This is a genomic window from Arenimonas sp., from assembly GCF_044348765.1.
Classification (GTDB): Bacteria; Pseudomonadota; Gammaproteobacteria; order Xanthomonadales; family Xanthomonadaceae; genus Arenimonas.
Genome location: NZ_JBIKSE010000001.1, coordinates 38025 through 56260 on the forward strand (window position 1 = coordinate 38025; position 18236 = coordinate 56260).

The 18236-nt window shown below is 59.4% G+C and carries 16 protein-coding genes; 11 read left to right on the top strand and 5 right to left on the bottom strand.

All coding sequences use genetic code 11. The features are described from left to right. Positions 1–33 precede the first annotated feature (33 nt). From ACIQ0Q_RS00200 to ACIQ0Q_RS00210, 3 genes are read left to right on the top strand one after another with little or no spacing between them, the layout of a single operon-like run. Positions 34–645: a YceI family protein gene (locus ACIQ0Q_RS00200; protein WP_395770941.1), complete on the top strand. Its 612-nt coding sequence runs from the start codon at positions 34–36 to the stop codon at positions 643–645. Further along, positions 642–1187 carry a cytochrome b gene (locus tag ACIQ0Q_RS00205; RefSeq protein ID WP_395770942.1) on the top strand — a complete coding sequence of 182 codons (546 nt, stop codon included), beginning with the start codon at positions 642–644 and terminating at the stop codon, positions 1185–1187. Before ACIQ0Q_RS00200 ends, ACIQ0Q_RS00205 begins: the two co-directional genes overlap by 4 nt. Continuing rightward, positions 1184–1750: a YceI family protein gene (locus ACIQ0Q_RS00210; RefSeq protein WP_395770943.1), complete on the top strand. Its 567-nt coding sequence runs from the start codon at positions 1184–1186 to the stop codon at positions 1748–1750. The genes ACIQ0Q_RS00205 and ACIQ0Q_RS00210 overlap by 4 nt, the downstream gene beginning before the upstream one ends. Here ACIQ0Q_RS00210 and ACIQ0Q_RS00215 read toward each other — a convergent pair. Further along, positions 1704–2006: a glutaredoxin family protein gene (locus tag ACIQ0Q_RS00215; protein ID WP_395770944.1), complete on the bottom strand. Its 303-nt coding sequence runs from the start codon at positions 2004–2006 to the stop codon at positions 1704–1706. The two genes, ACIQ0Q_RS00210 and ACIQ0Q_RS00215, sit on opposite strands and share 47 nt — an antisense overlap. On the opposite strand from ACIQ0Q_RS00215, the gene ACIQ0Q_RS00220 reads away from it, so the two are divergent. From ACIQ0Q_RS00220 to ACIQ0Q_RS00235, 4 genes are all read left to right on the top strand, one after another. Next, positions 2005–3387, top strand: coding sequence for an L-serine ammonia-lyase (locus ACIQ0Q_RS00220; protein WP_395770945.1), 1383 nt, complete (start codon positions 2005–2007; stop codon positions 3385–3387). The genes ACIQ0Q_RS00215 and ACIQ0Q_RS00220 overlap by 2 nt on opposite strands. A 37-nt stretch (positions 3388–3424) precedes the next feature. Then, positions 3425–4252, top strand: a complete 828-nt coding sequence (locus ACIQ0Q_RS00225; RefSeq protein ID WP_395770946.1) for a M23 family metallopeptidase — start codon at positions 3425–3427, stop codon at positions 4250–4252. A gap of 72 nt (positions 4253–4324) precedes the next feature. Beyond that, a complete protein-coding gene (locus tag ACIQ0Q_RS00230) occupies positions 4325–5932 on the top strand; it encodes a peptide chain release factor 3 (protein WP_395770947.1) in 1608 nt (535 codons plus the stop codon). Positions 5933–5967: 35 nt separating this feature from the next. Then, positions 5968–6600, top strand: coding sequence for a hemolysin III family protein (locus tag ACIQ0Q_RS00235; RefSeq protein ID WP_395770948.1), 633 nt, complete (start codon positions 5968–5970; stop codon positions 6598–6600). 3 nt (positions 6601–6603) lie between these two features. Here the strand turns inward: ACIQ0Q_RS00235 and mtgA are convergent, their stop codons facing one another. Beyond that, entirely contained in the window at positions 6604–7326 is a 723-nt protein-coding gene (mtgA, locus tag ACIQ0Q_RS00240) for a monofunctional biosynthetic peptidoglycan transglycosylase (RefSeq protein ID WP_395770949.1), read from the bottom strand. A 68-nt stretch (positions 7327–7394) separates the two neighbouring features. Between mtgA and ACIQ0Q_RS00245 the strand changes: the two genes are divergently transcribed. Continuing rightward, the gene (locus ACIQ0Q_RS00245; protein WP_395770950.1) at positions 7395–8285 is read left to right on the top strand and encodes an Hsp33 family molecular chaperone HslO; all 891 of its coding nucleotides are present in this window, start codon (positions 7395–7397) and stop codon (positions 8283–8285) included. A 64-nt stretch (positions 8286–8349) separates the two neighbouring features. Further along, the gene (locus ACIQ0Q_RS00250) at positions 8350–9252 is read left to right on the top strand and encodes a hypothetical protein (RefSeq protein ID WP_395770951.1); all 903 of its coding nucleotides are present in this window, start codon (positions 8350–8352) and stop codon (positions 9250–9252) included. A 119-nt stretch (positions 9253–9371) separates the two neighbouring features. Here the strand turns inward: ACIQ0Q_RS00250 and ACIQ0Q_RS00255 are convergent, their stop codons facing one another. From ACIQ0Q_RS00255 to ACIQ0Q_RS00265, 3 genes are all read right to left on the bottom strand, one after another. Next, positions 9372–12314, bottom strand: coding sequence for a TonB-dependent receptor domain-containing protein (locus ACIQ0Q_RS00255; protein ID WP_395770952.1), 2943 nt, complete (start codon positions 12312–12314; stop codon positions 9372–9374). Between the two features lie 424 nt (positions 12315–12738). After that, positions 12739–14487 (bottom strand): phosphoenolpyruvate carboxykinase (GTP), encoded by a 1749-nt coding sequence (locus ACIQ0Q_RS00260; protein WP_395770953.1) that lies wholly within the window; start codon positions 14485–14487, stop codon positions 12739–12741. 70 nt (positions 14488–14557) lie between these two features. Continuing rightward, positions 14558–15148: a TetR/AcrR family transcriptional regulator gene (locus ACIQ0Q_RS00265; RefSeq protein WP_395770954.1), complete on the bottom strand. Its 591-nt coding sequence runs from the start codon at positions 15146–15148 to the stop codon at positions 14558–14560. Between the two features lie 132 nt (positions 15149–15280). Here ACIQ0Q_RS00265 and ACIQ0Q_RS00270 point away from each other — a divergent pair, with 132 nt between their 5' ends. Further along, positions 15281–17746, top strand: a complete 2466-nt coding sequence (locus ACIQ0Q_RS00270) for an acyl-CoA dehydrogenase (RefSeq protein ID WP_395770955.1) — start codon at positions 15281–15283, stop codon at positions 17744–17746. After that, positions 17746–18213, top strand: coding sequence for a hotdog fold domain-containing protein (locus ACIQ0Q_RS00275; RefSeq protein WP_395770956.1), 468 nt, complete (start codon positions 17746–17748; stop codon positions 18211–18213). The genes ACIQ0Q_RS00270 and ACIQ0Q_RS00275 overlap by 1 nt, the downstream gene beginning before the upstream one ends. Positions 18214–18236 lie beyond the last annotated feature (23 nt).

Sequence of the window (18236 nt, forward strand, 5' to 3'; positions counted from 1 at the left end):
ATGCAGGGACAGGCTTTGGCCTATGATAGCGGCATGGAGTTCCTGACCGCGCCCTCGTCCCGGATCGGATTGATGCTGACGCTGTTATGCAGCGTACCGGCCGTCACCGCCGCTGACCGCTACAGCATCGACCCGGTGCATACCCGGGTGGCCTTCAGGGTTATGCATGCCGGATTCTCGCCAAGCATCGGCACCGTGTCACGCCCGACCGGAAACCTACTCTACGATGCAGCCGATCCAGCCGCCTCGCAGGTCAGCATCAATATCCATCTTGCCACGCTAGATCTGGGTGATGCCGACTGGAACCGGAAAGTGCTCGAGGACTTTCTCGATGCCGGCGACCATCCACAGGCACGCTTCCGTTCCACCTCGGTCGAAGCGGTCTCCGCGAATCTGCTGCGAGTCACCGGCAATCTGGAGATCGCCGGCGGCACCACCCCGGTTGTTTTTAGCGTGGTGATGAATGCGCACAAACGGCATCCGCTGACCCTGAAAAAAACGCTCGGCATGCAGGCCAGTACCGACTTCAGCCGTAAAGCCCTTGGCATCGATGCCTGGCCGTCCCTGGTCGGTGACCGCGTGCATCTGGATATTGCCATAGAAGCCACACTTTCCGACCGCAACACCGAGGACAATACACCATGATTCGCAACAACTCACAGCGCTGGGGCAGCATCAGCATCGGATTGCACTGGCTGACCGCACTATTGATCATCGGTCTTTCCATTGTCGGCCTGGTCATGACCGAACTGCCGAACTCCCCTTTAAAGATGCAGGTTTACGCACTGCACAAAAGTTTCGGGCTGACCGTTCTGGCGCTGACCTTGCTGCGGCTGGCATGGCGCTTCATCGCCGGAGCACCGGCGGATCTGCCCGGGTCGCAGCTACAGACATTGGCGGCTAAGATTGTGCATGGTTTGATGTATTTCCTGCTATTGGCCATGCCGCTGAGCGGATGGCTGTTCAATTCGGCCGCAGGATTTCCGTTGCGTTGGTTCAACCTGGTGCAGCTGCCGAAACTGTTCATCGGCTACAATCCGGTGCTGAAGGATCTCGCGCATGATCTGCATGAGTCCGGGTTCTACCTACTGGCTGCACTGTTACTGGTGCATGCCGGAGCCGCCCTGTTCCATCACTATGTCCTCAAAGATGACGCCCTAAAACGTATGACGGGAAAAATGCCATGACTCCTTCCGCACGACTGCTCGGCCTGATCCTGCTGGCCGTCGCCCCGCCCGTTTCCGCAAAGGAATGGCAGATGGCGAAAGGCTCCAGTCTGGGCTTCAGCTCCAGCTTCCAAGGTGAAGCCTTCAACGGAAATTTCAGCCGCTTCACGCCGCAGATCCGGTTCGATCCGAAGCGTCTGCCGCAGGCGCGCTTCGATGTGAGCATCGACCTGGCCAGCGCAGACACCCGAAATAGCGAGCGCGATGACACGCTGAAAACATCGGACTTCTTCGATGTCGGCAAAACGCCGACCGCCCGTTACATCGCCACATCCTTCAAGGATCTGGGCAACGGCCGTTACCAGGCCGATGGAACGCTCAACCTGCGCGGCATCACCAAACCGGTAAGCTTGGTGTTCAGCTGGAAACCGGGGCAAAATGCGGTGCTGTCCGGTGAAGCCACGGTTAATCGTCTCGACTACAAGGTAGGCTCCGGCGATTGGTCGGACATCGGGATCCTGCCCAATGCGGTAAAGGTCAAGACCGTGCTGATTCTGGTGCCGAAAGTGCCAGCCACGCCCTGAGTGTGTCCGCCGAAAACGGCCAGTCCAGCTCCCTGCCGCTGTCGTCGCTGAGAACTGGAATACGGTCACCATAGCGGCTTTCAAGCTCTGCGTCGCCGTCGATAAACTGCGATTCAAAGTCGCGCACGCCGGCGGCATGCAGGATTTCCCAGGCATCATCACACAGGGCGCAATCATCGCGCTGAATTAAAGTGAGCATGCGGGCAGGCTTTTTGGCATCATAGGCACAGGATTTTAGCCCAAGGCGGCACAGCATGGCAGTGAGTACCTTCGATCTGTTCAAAATCGGCATCGGCCCCTCGTCGTCACACACGGTCGGTCCCATGCGCGCGGCGGCGCGCTTCGTCGAGCGCTGGCTGGTCGAAGAAGGGCAGTTGGCGGCATGCTTCCGCATCAAAGTAGAGTTGTTCGGATCACTGGCCTTGACCGGTAAAGGCCATGGGTCGGACAAGGCGGTCCTGCTCGGACTTGAAGGCCAGTGGCCGAACCAGATCGATCCCGACGCCATCGAGCCGATGCTGGCACGCATCCGCAAGGACAAAAACCTGCGGCTGAGCCCGGAGCACAGTATTGCCTTTGATGAAAAAACTGATCTGGTTTTCAACAAGCGCCAGAAACTGCCGTTCCATAGCAATGGCATGCGTTTTACCGCATTTACGGTCGATGCTGTGCAGCTGGCCACCCGCGAGTATTACTCGGTCGGTGGCGGTTTCGTGGTCAACCAGGATGAAGCGGCGCAGGACCGAATTACCGCCGATACCACCGTTTTGCCGTATCCGTTCAAGAGTGGCGATGCGCTGATTGCGCAATGCCGTGAACACGGGCTTAGCATTGCCGAACTGATGTGGGCCAATGAGCGTGTCTGGCGTAGCGATGCCCAGATCGGCGAAGAGCTGGACGCCATCTGGAGCGCGATGCAGGATTGCCTGGAACGCGGCACCCGGATGTCCGGAATTCTTCCCGGGGGATTGAAAGTGGCGCGTCGCGCACCGAACATGCTACAGGAACTGCTGGCCCGACCGGAAGCAGCGATGCGCGATCCGCTGACGGTACTGGACTGGGTCAACTTGTATGCGCTTGCGGTGAACGAGGAGAATGCTGCCGGTGGGCGCGTGGTGACCGCGCCGACCAACGGCGCCGCCGGCATCATTCCGGCGGTCCTGCATTATTTCGAGCGCTTCTGCCCGAGCGCCAGCCCGAAAGGCATCCACGATTTTCTGCTGACGGCTGCTGCCATCGGCATTCTGTACAAAGAAAACGCATCGATCTCCGGCGCTGAAGTCGGATGTCAGGGCGAAGTCGGCGTAGCCTGCTCGATGGCGGCCGGCGGCCTGACTGCGGCACTCGGTGGCAGCCTGGGCCAGATCGAGAATGCCGCGGAAATCGGCATGGAGCACAACCTCGGACTGACCTGCGACCCGATCGGTGGTCTGGTACAGATTCCCTGCATCGAGCGAAACGCCATGGGTGCGGTCAAAGCCATCAATGCCAGCCGCATGGCCCTGCGCGGCGATGGCAAACACCGTGTCTCGCTCGATAAGGTCATCAAAACCATGCGGGACACCGGCCGCGATATGGCCGAGAAGTACAAGGAGACGTCCCGTGGCGGCCTGGCCGTGAATGTGATCGAATGCTGAAGTGATTGCCCAGGAAGCCTTTCCATGGAGCCGGGCAGTGAACGAGATATGGCAGAATTTGCCATGGCAGCGCGTGACGGTCTACATTGAGCGTAGGCTCAACAATAAGGCCGTGACTGGGCATGTCATGGCGTTCTGTCAGCTCCTGTTGCTCACCGCGGCGGCCGATGCGCATACGCACCTGGTAGTCCACCGGCAAAGCCTCGAGAATGCTGTCAGCATCGAGACCGAAATGTTCGGGCCGGTACAGGTTCAGCTGCGCCACCGGCGCAGCAGCATATTACTGGACGAGCGCATACTTGACGGTCCGGGGGTATTCACCCTATCAGGGCTTCCATCTGACAGTCTCTCCGATCTCGAATTGCAGGCCGTGCCCGGCCGGCCATCGGCTTCACGGCTTTATGATTACCGGAAACCATTCAGCGACCTCGCCGACTGGCAGATCAGTCAGAGCTTCCATGGCAGCGCCAGTCATGATGAGGCCCTCAATGCCTATGCCGTCGATTTCGCGCTGCTGATGGGAACCCCGGTGCGGGCGGCGCGCACCGGCGTGGTGATGGAAATCATCGATGACCATCCCGACCAAGGAAGTCAGCAGCACTCCGCCCTCGACCATGCCAATCTGGTGCGTATCCTGCATGCCGACGGCAGCATGGCGGTATACGGCCACCTGTTACAGGACAGCGTAACCGTCAAACCCGGACAGTGGTTGCCGGCCGGCACAGTCATCGCCCAGAGTGGCAACAGCGGCTATTCATATGGCCCGCACCTGCATTTCGTGGTCCAGATCAACACCGGCATGCAACTGCAGTCGATACCGTTTCGGATGCGCGCCGCCGATGGCAGCATACTGCTTGAACCCTGAACGGGCTTCTCACGGTGCGGAAGCCACTAGGCGCAATGCTATAATTGACTAACGATTTTCCGAACCGACCCCATGACCACCGAACACGCCCTGCAAACGGCCCGGCGCCGCACCTTTGCAATCGTCTCGCACCCCGATGCCGGCAAAACCACGCTGACCGAAAAGCTGCTGCTGTTCGGCGGCGCCATCCAGATGGCCGGCTCGGTCAAAGGCCGGAAAGCGGGCCGTCATGCCACCTCGGACTGGATGGCACTGGAAAAGGAACGCGGCATTTCGGTAACGTCGTCGGTCATGCAGTTTCCTTACGAAGACCGCATCGTCAACCTGCTCGACACCCCCGGCCACGCCGACTTCGGTGAAGACACCTATCGGGTGCTGACGGCTGTCGACTCGGCATTGATGGTGATCGATGTCGCCAAAGGGGTGGAAGAACGCACCATCAAGCTGATGGAGGTCTGCCGACTTCGTGATACGCCGATCATGACCTTCATCAATAAACTCGACCGCGAAGGCCGCTCACCCATCGAGCTACTCGATGAAGTCGAATCGGTGCTCGGGATCCAGTGCGCGCCGGTGATCTGGCCAATCGGCATGGGCCAGCGCCTGAAGGGCGTGGTGCACCTGCTCAGTGGCGAGGTGCACTTGTTCGAACCCGGACGCAATTTCACCCGACAGGATTCCACCATCTTCGCCTCGCTTGATGATCCGGCGCTATCCGAACGCATCGGTGCATCGATGCTGGCCGAGCTGCGTGATGAACTGGAACTGGTCGAAGGTGCTTCGCATCCGTTCGACAAAGCCAAGTATCTGGCCGGGCAGCAGACCCCGGTGTTCTTCGGTTCCGCCGTCAACAACTTCGGCGTACAGCTGTTGCTCGACTTCTTCGTCGAACATGCCCCGGCGCCGAAACCGCGCATGACCACCGCGCGCGAAGTGTCACCGCAGGAAGAAGCCTTCTCTGGTTTCGTGTTCAAAATCCAAGCCAATATGGATCCGCAGCACCGCGACCGTGTCGCTTTCCTACGCGTCTGTTCGGGCCGTTTCGATGCCGGCATGAAGGCCTTTCACGTGCGTAGCGGCAAGGACACCAAACTGGCAAACGCCCTGACCTTCATGGCCTCCGACCGCGAGCATGTGGAGACCGCCTACCCGGGCGACGTCATCGGTCTACACAACCACGGCACCATCTCGATCGGCGACACCTTCACCGCCGGTGAAGCGATGAGTTTCACCGGCATCCCCAACTTCGCGCCCGAGCTGTTTCGGCGTGCGCGTCTGCGCGACCCCCTCAAACTCAAGCAACTGCAGAAAGGTCTGGCTCAGCTTTCGGAAGAGGGCGCCACTCAGTTCTTCCGTCCTCTGATGTCAAATGATCTCATTCTCGGCGCGGTCGGCATGCTGCAGTTCGATGTGGTCGCCTACCGGCTGCAGGACGAATACTCGGTGGATGCCAGTTTCGAACCGATTTCAATCAGCACCGCACGCTGGGTTCGCTGCAAGGATGTGCGCAAACTGGAAGAGTTTCGCGAAAAAGCCGCACAGAATCTGGCCATCGATGCCGCCGGTGAACTGGTCTACATTGCACCGAGCCGGGTCAATCTTCAGCTGACTGAAGAACGCTGGCCGGACATCGAATTCCTGGCCACGCGAGAGCATGCGCATGCCCTCGGCATTGATTGAGCACCTGCTCCAATCAAAGCACGCTAAGATGGGCGATGCACAGCGAACACCATCTCCGCGCCGAATTCTATAACGCCATCACCCACGGCCTCGGGGCATTCCTGAGCGTAGTTGGCGGCATCGTGCTGACTACGCTGGCCGTGCTGTACGGCAACGGCTGGCAGATCGCCAGCGCCATCATCTTCAGCCTGTCGCTGATCGGCCTTTACGGCGCCTCGACGCTGTACCATTCCACCCATGACCCGGCGGCCAAGAAGCGCTACAAAATCCTCGATCACTGCATGATCTATGTGCTGATCGCCGGCAGCTATACACCGTTCACCCTGATCGCCCTGCGCGATGACGGCGGCTGGTGGCTGTTCGGCATCAGCTGGAGCATCGCCCTGGCCGGCATCATCTTCAAGCTATTCTTCACCGGCCGTTTCGAATTGGTTTCGACCTTGATGTATCTGGCCATGGGCTGGATGGTGGTGTTCGCGGTCGGCCCCATGCTGCGCAACGTCGGCACGCCGGAACTGGTTTGGCTGGGCATCGGCGGATTGTTCTACAGCTTCGGTACCGTTTTTTATCTGATGGACCGCATCAAGCACAACCATGCCATCTGGCATGCGTTCGTGCTGGCCGGCAGTGCCAGTCATTTCGCGGCTATCACGCTGCTGGTGGTCTGAGTTTCAGCGGCGGCAACAATCGTCAAGATAGGACGGGCCGCCCAGGCGCTGCATCTGACGCTGGATGCCGCGACTGCGGCGTTGTACGTAAGGTCCCGGTTTGGCGGCACTGTATTTTTTCGGATTGGGCAGCACCGCGGCCAGACGCGCGGCCTGCGCCGTGCCGAGTTTTCCGGCGGACATCCCGTAATAACGACGCGCGGCGGCTTCGGCGCCATAGACCCCGTCACCGAACTCCACCACATTCACATACACCTCCAGAATGCGCCGTTTCGACCAGAAGGTTTCGATCAGCAGGGTGTACCAGGCCTCTAAAGCTTTACGAACATAACTGCGTCCGCTCCAGAGAAACAGATTCTTCGCCAGCTGCTGGCTGATGGTGCTGCCGCCGCGGATTTTCCGGCCACGTTGATTGCCCTGGTAGGCCCTCTGCATGGCGGCGATATCAAAGCCGTGATGCTCCGGAAAGCGCTGATCTTCGGCGGCTACGACGGCCAACGGCAACTGCCGGGAAATAGCGGTATCAGCACGCCATCGGTAATCCACACGGTAGCGCCAGTCGCCGTCCATCCAGGCATCCAGCATCCGGCCGGCCATGAAACTGCTGCCGACGGGATCGACCCATTTCAGCACCAGCACCTGTGCCGTGGTCAATAGGACGAAAGCCAAGGGCAGCCCGAGCAGCAGCCGTTTCAGGCGATTTCTGAATGCACTGCGTCTGGCCAAACAATAACTCCGGAGATTGCGCGTAAAATGGCATTCAGTGTAACCAAATCCAGACGCCGTGAGGACGTATGCCGATCAAACGCGACACCCTGACCCGCTTCCTGCTCGAGGGCGCCCATGTGCGCGGTGCCTTGGTGCGCCTGAGCGATACCTGGCGTGACATTGCGGCTCGCACTGCCTACCCGCCGGCCGTGGCCGATCAGCTCGCCCAATGCACCGCCGCTTCGGCTTTGTTTACTGCGTCCCTAAAAATCAATGGCCGCCTGTCAATCCAGCTGCGCGGCGATGCCAGCGTGCGCCGCTTGTTCGCCGAATGCACCACCCAAGGCACTCTGCGCGCCATCGCACATTTCGACGCGCCGGTGCCCGAAACACTACAGCCGTCGGACTATGGCGAAAAGGCCATGCTGGCCATCACCATCGAGAACGAAGCGGTTAAGCACCGCGAGCCGCAGCGCTATCAGGGCATGGTTGGCCTGCAGGCGGCCAGTCTGAGCGAAGCCTTCGAGGAATATTTCCGGCAGTCCGAACAGCTGCCGACCCGAATCCTGTTATTCAGCCGTGAACACCAGGCCGCCGGCATACTCCTCCAACAATTGCCCGAACAGCATTGCGATCCGGAAGACTGGCGGCGGGCACAGATGCTGTTCGATACCCTGCGTGCCGACGAGCTATTCGATCTTGCGCCCGAGGACGTCCTGTATCGCCTGTTCCATGAGGAATCGGTACGCGTGTTGGAAACCAAGCCGCTGGCCTTTGCCTGCTCCTGCAGCCGCGAACGCGTGGAGAACGCGTTGATCAGTCTTGGTCGTGCTGAAATCGAGGACACCCTCGCCGATACCGGCGACATCAGCGTGCATTGCGATTTCTGCGGTCAGGCCTACCGCTTCACCGCCGAGGAAGCCCTGTCGCTGTTCTGGCCGAAAACTGCCGCCCCGGCCAGCGAACGGCTGCACTGAGCCGGCCCGGCATTTCCGGCGAAACTTCCGCCCGCTTTTGCCGTCCAAGGCCAAGGAGACTACAATGGCCCTGATGAAGCGCACCCCGCTCGCCCTGTTGACCGCCACGCTGTTATTCGGCACGACGGCTCTCGGCCAGGAATCGACCCGGAAGCTGTTGAAAACCAACACTACCCCGACCGTCATTCCGGTCTGGAACGTGCATAGCGGACAGATCGAGGGCCTACTGGTGCTGGAGGATGATCCACAGAAGAAAAGCCGGGCCTGGGTGCGCGCTCCCCGTGAGGGCAATCCATTGGCATCGCTTATGGGCGTCGATGGCATCAACTTCGACAACGGCATGGCTATCTTCTGCGCGGGGCAGACCAGCAGTTTCAGCCAATTGAGCCTGTTGGATTCCTGCCAGTTCGGCAAGAAATCGGCACGCTATCCGGCCATCAATAGCCCAGGCCTGGAAACCAAGGCGATGCTGCAGCGCAAGCAAGACGGTGCCGATCTGGGCTTGCCTGGTTTGTCGGATATGCAACGCCGGCGCATGACCACCGAATTCGATTTGCCTGCCACCGGCGGCAAATCCCTCAATCTGTCGCCGGCCAAAACCAATCAAGGCTGGGTGTCGATTAACGGCGAACTGACCCGCGCCAAACTGATTCCGGCATCGCAATTCCCGAACGGAATCCCGACCGAATGGGACCGCAAGACCTTCGAAATTCCCGAGCGCCAGAAATCGCTGTCCGGGGAAGTGGTCGGCAATGTCGTGCAGATTCCGGGCCAGGACAATCTGCAATCCATCGGTGCCGGCGTCAGCTGGAAGACCCCGTGGAAGGGCAAAGTCTCGGTCGGCGCCGAAAGCCTGCTCAGCCAGGGTCGCAGCTCTTTGAATATGGACAATACCGCCAGCGCACCGATTACCGACCAGCGCATCGACGGCGTGCGGCCGTATGTACGGGTCGAAATCGATTTGTAAGATCGGCACATCCGCAGATCGCATGACGGGCGAACGCCCGTTTTTTTATGGTCAGCGATTACACAAAAAAAACCGCCGGCTTGCGCCGGCGGTCAGATCTTGCAAGAGGTGGAACCTTATTAGAAGTCCTGACGGTACGACATGTACCAGTAGGCGCCGCCCGGCAGATCGTATGCAGCATCGAAGCTGTGGGCGAAGGTGTTGTTGGTGAAAATCGGCGGTTCTTTGCCGAACAGGTTGCGGGCACCGACGGCGATGGTGGCATCCCACGGTGCTTTCCAAGCCAAGTTCAGATCGTGAACGGCGTAGAAGCCCGAGTTATTCTTACCGGAATCGTCGTAATCGTTGCAGTACAGGAAGCAACCTTCGTAGATGTTGGTCATCGTACGGGTGGTCCAGCGTACGCTGTAATCACCTTTGCTCCAGTCGATGGTGGCAACATTGCGGTACTCGAAGCTCGGCGAACCGGTGTAGGTACCGACTTCGCTGGGGTTCCAGACATTGAGGGTGCTGTTGAACGACTGGCCGTTTTCAAGCCAGCTGGTGTCCAGCGCGAAGCGGAAGTTACCCCAATCGCCAGCATCCCAACGGTACACGGCACCCAGATCGATACCGGACGCGCGGTAGCGGGCCAGGTTGGTACGGGCGGTACGGACCGAGTTGACCGAGCCGGCAGCATCACGCTCGACGTTGGCGCAGAAGGTGGCATCCGGAGTAAAGCCACTGGTACCGACGCAACGGGCCATCACGTTACCGGCCGAGAGCGTGGTTTGCAGGTCGAACAGATCGACTTCCCAGTAGTCCACGGTCAGGTCGAGGCCTTCAACCCAGCTCGGGCTGTACACGAAACCGTAAGTCATGGTGTCGCCATATTCCGGCTTCAGCGATGAAGAACCACCCACCAGGCTACGGATTTGCGGGTTGACTTGCACCACACCGACCCCGTTGGGACCACTCAGACCAGCGGCCGTACAGGCCGCGGCGTTGGCCGCAGAGTTCCAAGCGGTACCGGCCACGTTCGAACGGCACGGATCGGTCACTTGCGGGAAGCTTTCGCCACCACCGCCGTACAGATCGACCGCCGAGGGAGCGCGGAAGCTTTCGCCCATCGAGAAACGGAACATCAGGTCATCGATCGGCTTCCACTTCAGGCCATACATGGCATTGGTCGGGGAACCCGGATCGTTGGTGGTGAAGTTTGGACCCACAAAACCCTGGGCCGCGTAATCGGATTTACGCAGAGCAGCGCGCACTTCCAGTTCCTTGGCCAGGAACACGTCTTTCAGCAAGGGAGCGGTGATTTCACCGAAGTATTCGGTCACCGAAGTCTGGCCGCGGGTCGGCTCGGAGAAGTTGTCCGACGAACCGCCACCCATCACGAGGGCATCCGGCTGATCGAAGGCCAGGTCTTTACGAGTTTCGAAACCAACCGCGAAACTCAGCATACCGGCCGGCAGTTCGAACAGGTCGCCGGTCAGGTTACCGCTGTAACCGGTGCTGGTGTTGCCGGCAGTACCCACTTGGGTGTAGCTGACGTAGTTGATCATTTGCTGGACTTCGGCCGCAGTGACCACTCGGCCAGCCGGGGCGCCATTGATCTTGGTACCCAGACCCAGGTTCGGGCCGCCGAACACGTTGTACGGGATACAGCCCAGGATACGGGTAGCGTAGGAAGCACCGCAGTACAGGCTGTTGGAGGTCGCATCATAACCACCGACACCGACGGCGTTTTTGAGGTTGAACAGGTTCAGGTAACCGGTGCCCTTGGTGTCGTACTGACCGTCATTGCGCTGAGCAGTCAGATCCCAGGAGAAGTAGCGCTCACCGATTTCGAAGCTGCCTTCCAAGCCGAGTTGCATCGAGAAGATGTCGTAATCGTAGGTCGGGTTACGCGGACCGACGGCGATCGAACGGTGGTTCCAGGTGTTGATGGTGACGCCGAACGGGTTGAACGGCATGGCAACGTCGACCGGAATGCGCCACTGCGGACCATTGGCACCGGCCACCGAGGCCGTGACCGGCACTTCGGCCAGCTGCTGGTTCGAGTAACGCTTGGTGTAGTTGACGCGGGTGTAGGCGGTGATGCTGTCGGTCACCTGGAAACGGCCGGCGGCGAACAGATTCAAACGCTGGGCCGGCTGCTGCAGGTAGTTGACCGGCGAATAGTTGTAGGCATCGGTGAAGCCACTGTAGGCACGCGTGTCAGCCAACTGATAGCCATCACTGTAGTTGCCATCGGGACGCATAGTTCTGTTGCTGCCGCCGACAGAGAAGCGACCCCAAACGTTGGAGCCTGAACCGTACGGGCAGGCGGTGACGCTCGGGCCGTAGATGTTCTGGAAGTACTTGGTACATTCATAGTACGGCTCGGTCGAGATATAGCGATCGCCGGCCATGATTTCTTCCTGCTCGGAGTAGCTCAGCGACATCACGCCGGAAGCGCGTTCACCGGCAGCACCGATGGTCAGGTCGGCAGCGCGCTGGGCACCATCGCCTTTCGCGGTTTGGCCGTAGGACATGCCGAACTGGGCGCCTTCGAAGTTTTTGCGGGTGATGATGTTGACCACACCGGCGATGGCGTCCGAACCATAGATGGCGGAGGCGCCGTCTTTCAGCACGTCGATGCGCTCGATGATGGCGACCGGAATGGTCGACAGGTCGACAGTACCGTCAAGGTCGGTCACCCAACGCTTGCCGTCCACCAGCACCAGGGTGCGGTCAGCGCCCAGGCCGCGGAGGGAGATTTGCTGCGAACCGTCGGAACCGTTGGTTTGGGTGGTGGTGGTCGACAGACCCGAACCGTCCGAAGACGTGATGTTGTTCAGGATATCGAACACATTGGTCAGACCGGATTTTTCGATATCGGCGCGGCTAACCACGGCGACCGGCTGGGTGGTTTCAGCATCGACGCGCTTAATACGCGAACCGGTAACTTCCACACGATCCAAAGTTTTGGCTTCTTCTTTTTCCTGGGCAAAGGCGGTAACCGATGCTGCGGAAGAGGCGGCGCCAACAAACAATGCAAATTTAATTGCATCTGAAAGCTTAGTCACATTAGACATTTTGTCTCTCTCCAAATTGATAATTGAGCCTTGGTGAACCGCAAACGGGGATTTATTTGAGGTTCAGGCACTTTCAACTCTAACGCAATTTTTACAATATGCCAACCCATTTGAATGAAAAATTTATGTTCACTCCAGCGCCCTGAAACTGAACCGCCTCATTGGTTTTTAATTGATATATTTCAATAGGATAATGCATATCCAGGATTACATCCCGGCCTGCATCCTCCCGGCTCAGGGCGTCGACGGGGTCAAATTCGCCCGCATTATGTTAATAATATGTTAATTTGCGCATACTGTCGGCGTGCGTGCTCACCCACCTGTCTGCATTCCGGGAACGGGAACCATTTTGCATCCATGGTGCTTAGCCAAAAAAAGACCCCGCCAAAGCGGGGTAGCGTGGATGAGGGGCGCCTGCTGTGGCCTACAGCAAGGCTGCAGCCGTTTTCTCCAGCTCGTCGAACAGGGCCTGCGGCGTGCGCTCGCCGAATTCTTCCAGATAATCCGCGATGGCACCCACCTCGGTGCGCCAGGCGAGGGTGTCCACCGCCAGCAGGGTTTCCAGATCGGCATCGGTCAGGGCCAGACCGTTGCGGTTGAGTTCGCCAACATCAGGCAGCGTGCCGATGGCGGTGACGCGTCCGCTCGCCGTGCCTTCAACACGTTGGATCATCCATTCCAGCACCCGCATGTTATCGCCGAAGCCGGGCCACAGGAATTTGCCGGCAGCGTTCTTGCGGAACCAGTTGACGTGGAATATTTTCGGAAGTTGCGCACCGGCCACATCGAACGACAGCCAATGCGCGAAGTAATCGCCGAAGTTATAGCCGGCAAAAGGTTTCATGGCCATGGAGTCGCGGCGTACCACACCGACCGCACCAGTGGCGGCGGCGGTGGTTTCGGAGGCCATGCCGGCACCGACCAAGACCCCATGTTTCCAGTCGCGCGCTTCAAACACCAAGGGCACCAAGGATTCGCGACGGCCGCCGAACACGATGGCGGACAGCGGCACACCTTGGGGATCTTCGGCCTTCGCGGTGTAGCTCGGGCAACGTTTGGCGGAAACGGTGAAGCGGGAATTCGGATGCGCGGCCGGGCCGTTGGCTGGATCGACATCCCTGCCTTGCCAATCCTTCACCGGCACGCCGTCCGGCAATCCTTCCCACCAGGGTTGGTTGTCGGCGGTGACGGCGACATTAGTGAAGATGGCACTGTCGTTCAACATCGCCAGCGCATTCGGGTTGGTCTTGGCGCTGGTGCCCGGCGCCACGCCGAAGTAGCCGGCTTCGGGATTGATCGCATACAGACGGCCATCGGCGCCCGGACGCATCCAGCAGATATCGTCACCGACCGTCCAGATTTTCCAGCCGGCCTCGCGATAGCCTTCCGGCGGAATCAGCATGGCCAGATTGGTTTTTCCGCAGGCGCTGGGAAACGCGGCGGCGATGTAATGGGTGTCGCCCTGCGGGTTTTCCACGCCAAGAATGAGCATGTGTTCGGCCAGCCAGCCTTCCTGGCGCGCCTGCCATGAAGCGATGCGCAGCGCGTGGCATTTCTTGCCGAGCAGCGCGTTGCCGCCGTAACCGGAACCGAAACTCTGGATGCCGAGTTCTTCCGGGAAATGCATGATGAACCGGCGGTCGGGGTTGAGATCGCCGGTGGAATGCACACCTTTGACGAAGCTAGCTTCGCGCTCGATGCGCGCCAGTGCCGCCGCACCCATGCGCGTCATCAGACGCATATTGATCACCACATACGGACTGTCGGTGATTTCCACACCGCAGCGCGCCAGCGGCGAATCGATCGGCCCCATGCAGTAAGGCACCACATAGAGCGTGCGGCCCTTCATGCAGCCTTTGTACAGGGCATCCATTTTTGCCTTGGCTTCGGCCGGATCCATCCAGTGATTATTCGGGCCGGCATCCTCGCGGTTTTTGCTGCACACGAAAGTCAAATGCTCGACGCGGGCCACATCGGACGCGCTGGACCGGTGCAGGAAGCAGTTCGGATGACTGCTCGGGTTCAAGGCCATGAGATCGCCGGTGTCCAGCATCATTTTGACCAAGCGGCCGTTTTCTTCATCGGAGCCATCACACCAATGCACCTGGTCGGCTTCGGTCAGGCTTGCATACGTATGTATCCAGGCGTTCAATTCGGGAAGTTGGCTGCTCATCGGAGGCTCTCAGAGTAGGAAAGGGGGGCGCCGTTTCTGGTTTTTGATTTTCGGCGGTGTCGTGCCTATTTTAACCGACCGCGGGGATTAATGTCTCGGTCAGATGCGCCACGTATTGCTCGAAATCGGCATGGCTGAGCTTGGGTGTGCCCAATTGCAGGTTCAACTGCAGGAAGCCGACATAGGACGCATACACCAGAATGGCGCGGCTTTGCGCGGCTTTGCGCGAAAAGCCGGCCTGGCGCAAACTGGCAGTGAGGTAATCGATGCGGCGCTGGGAAACCCGCGCCAGCACCGGCTTGACCAAGGGGTGATCAATGGCCTTGAGCAATTCGCTGAAAATCTTGTGGGCTTTGAGCTCTTCGGCCACCAAGGCAATCAGTGCCGTCAGCCGGGCCTGCGGATCGGACAAGGCATCGAGCTTTCCGAACACTTGCTCTTGCTCCTGGGACTCCCACAATTCGAGCGCCGCCTCAATCAAGGCATCCCGGGATTCAAAATGCCAGTAGAAGCTGCCCTTGGTGACTCCCAAGCCTTTGGCAATCATCTCGATGGCGACATTCTGCAGACCGCCTTCGGACAGGGCATCCAATGCAGCCTGTTTCCAATCGAATGATTTTAAACGATTTTTTTCCTTAATCGCGCTGACCGATGTGTTCATAATGCCATCTTCACCTTTTCCATACTCGGGAGTATTGACAAACCCCATCACGCTGTCAATACTTTAGCGTATGGTGGCTACCGCCGCAAGCCTGGCGCCATCACCCTGAACCCCAATTTTCTGGAGCGTGTTATGAGTATCCTTGCCCCGTGGCTGGCCCTGATTCTGGTCATTGCTTTCGTTAGCTACCACCGGTTCTCCTTGGCGGTATTCGCCGCCATCGGCGGATCCGCCCTGGTGGCCTGTGGCCTGTTCGGGGCATCCTCGGCCTCGGTCATCGCCGCCGCTGTCGTTCTGGCCTTGATCGTGCTGCCACTGCTGATCAGCCCCATCCGTCAAGGCTTCATCACCGCACCTTTGCTGGGTTTTTACAGCAAAATCCTGCCGCCACTGTCCGATACCGAAAAAGTGGCGCTGGAAGCCGGCACCGTCGGCTTCGAAGGCGAATTATTTTCGGGTAAACCCGATTGGCAGACCCTGCTCAGCCAGCCCAAGCCGGAGCTGAGCGCGGAAGAAAAAGCCTTTCTCGATGGCCCGGTGGAAACCATCTGCAGCATGGTCAACGACTGGGAAACCACGCACGTGCATGCCGATCTGACCCCAGAAGTCTGGGACTATCTGAAGGTCAATAAATTCTTCGGCATGATCATTCCGAAAGAATACGGCGGCCTCGGTTTTTCCGCCTATGCGCACTCGCGGGTAATCATGAAGCTGGCTTCGGTTTCGGCCACGTTATCGTCTACCGTCGGCGTGCCAAACTCACTCGGCCCGGGTGAACTGCTGCTGCATTACGGCACCAAGGAACAGAAGGATTACTACCTGCCGCGCCTGGCCGATGGCCGCGAAGTGCCCTGCTTCGGCCTGACCGGCCCGACCGCCGGCTCCGATGCGACCTCGATTCCCGATTTTGGCATCGTCTGTAAAGGTGAGTGGGAAGGCGCCAATATGCTCGGCGTGCGTCTGAATTTCGAAAAACGCTACATCACCCTGGCACCCATCGCCTCGATCGTCGGTCTCGCATTCCGCCTGTACGACCCCGATGGCCTGTTGTCCGACCAGAAAGACCGTGGCATCACGCTGGCGCTGATTCCGCGCAACGTCAAAGGCATGTCCATCGGCCGCCGCCATTTCCCGCTGAACTGTGTGTTCCAGAATGGCCCGATTTACGGCAAGGACGTGTTCGTGCCGCTGTCGCAATTGATCGGCGGTGAAGATTACGTCGGTCAAGGCTGGCGCATGTTGGTGGAATGCCTGTCCATCGGCCGTTCCATCACCCTACCCTCCACCTCCAGCGGTGCGGCGAAACTGGCCGCCGTAGTTTCCGGTGCGTATGCGCGCATCCGCAAACAGTTCGGCCTATCCATCGGCCGTTTCGAAGGCGTGGAAGAGGCATTGGCGCGCATTGCCGGCAATGCCTACGCCTCGAGTGCCCTGTCGCAATCGACCGCCGCTGCCGTTGATCGCGGTGAAAAACCGGCGGTGCCCTCGGCCATCGCCAAATACCATTGCACCGAAATGGCCCGCGAAGTCGCCAAAGACGCCATGGACATCCATGGCGGCAAAGGCGTCATCCTCGGACCGCGCAACTACCTCGGCCGTGGCTGGCAGGCTGCGCCGATTTCGATTACGGTCGAAGGCGCCAACATCATGACCCGCAGCCTGATGATTTTCGGTCAAGGCGCGATCCGCTGCCATCCGTGGGTATTGAAGGAAATGCAGGCTGCGCAGCTGGCCGATCCGGTGCAGCGCCTGAAGCAGTTCGATGCCAACCTGTTCGGACACATCGGCTTCGCGTTCTCCAATGCCGTGCGCTCATTGTTCATGGGCCTGACCAATAGCCGCTTCGGTGCCGCTCCTACGCATGGCGTGACCCAACGCTGCTACCGCAAGCTCAACCGCTACTCGGCCAATCTGGCCCTGGTGGCCGACACTTCGATGCTGCTGCTCGGCGGTAAGCTGAAGTTCAAGGAAAGCCTGTCCGGCCGTCTGGGCGATGTGCTCAGCCAGCTGTACATCGCCAGCGCCATGCTCAAGCGTTTCGAAGACGAAGGCCGTCCGGCTTCCGATGAAGCACTGATGGCCTATGCCTTCAACGAATGCGTATTCAAAATCGAACGGGCCTTGTCCGGTGCGCTGCGCAACTTCCCGATCCGTCCGGCCGCCTATCTGCTCTGGCTGCTGGTGTTCCCGTTCGGCCGCCGCGCCCAGGAGCCGAGCGACCGTTTGGCGCACCGCGCCGCTGCCATGCTGATGTCGCCCTCGGACGCCCGCGACCGCTTGGCCGATGGCGTGTTCCTGACGCCCTGCGCCAACAATCCGGCCGGCCGCATCAATGCCGCGCTGGTGAAAGTGATTCTGGCCGAACCGGTCGAGCGCAAATTCCAGAAGGCGCTGAAAAACGCCGATATCGAAGCACTCAGCTTCACCGAGCAGCTGGATGAAGGCGTGCGCGAAGGCTGGATCAGCAGCGACGAGCGCAAACAGCTGGAAGAACTGCGCGAACTGACCTGGGATGCGATCACCGTCGATGACTTCGACCACAGCGAGCTCATCGCCGCCAGCGCCTTGAAAGGCAAGGCCTTCAATCAGGCCGCCTGATGCAGACGCCATTGCTCGCATTGTATGGAAAAATCAGCCAGTGGCCTTTTGGCCACTGGTTTTTTTCGAAGGCGGTCTGCTTCAAGGCGCCCTACTTCGGGAGCATCTCGCCGGTGATCACGCGTCTTGAATACAGTCGCTGCGAAGCCGTGATCAAAGACCGGCGTGTCGTGCACAATCACATCGGCAGCGTGCATGCCATTGCCCTGTGCAATCTGGCCGAACTGTGCGCCGGCGTGATGACCGATGCCAGCCTGCCGAAGGACATGCGCTGGATTCCGAAAGGCATGACCGTGTCTTACCTGAAGCGCGCCAAAGGCCGCATGCACGCCACCGCCACGCCAATGATTCCGATCATCTCAACCGACGCCGGCTACGATCTGCCCGTGAATGTGGATGTTCTGGATTCCGACGGCGACAAAGTGTTCCATGCCGAAATCCAGATGTGGATGAGTCCGCGCAAATGATGCTTCGGCCGATGCACGGCTAA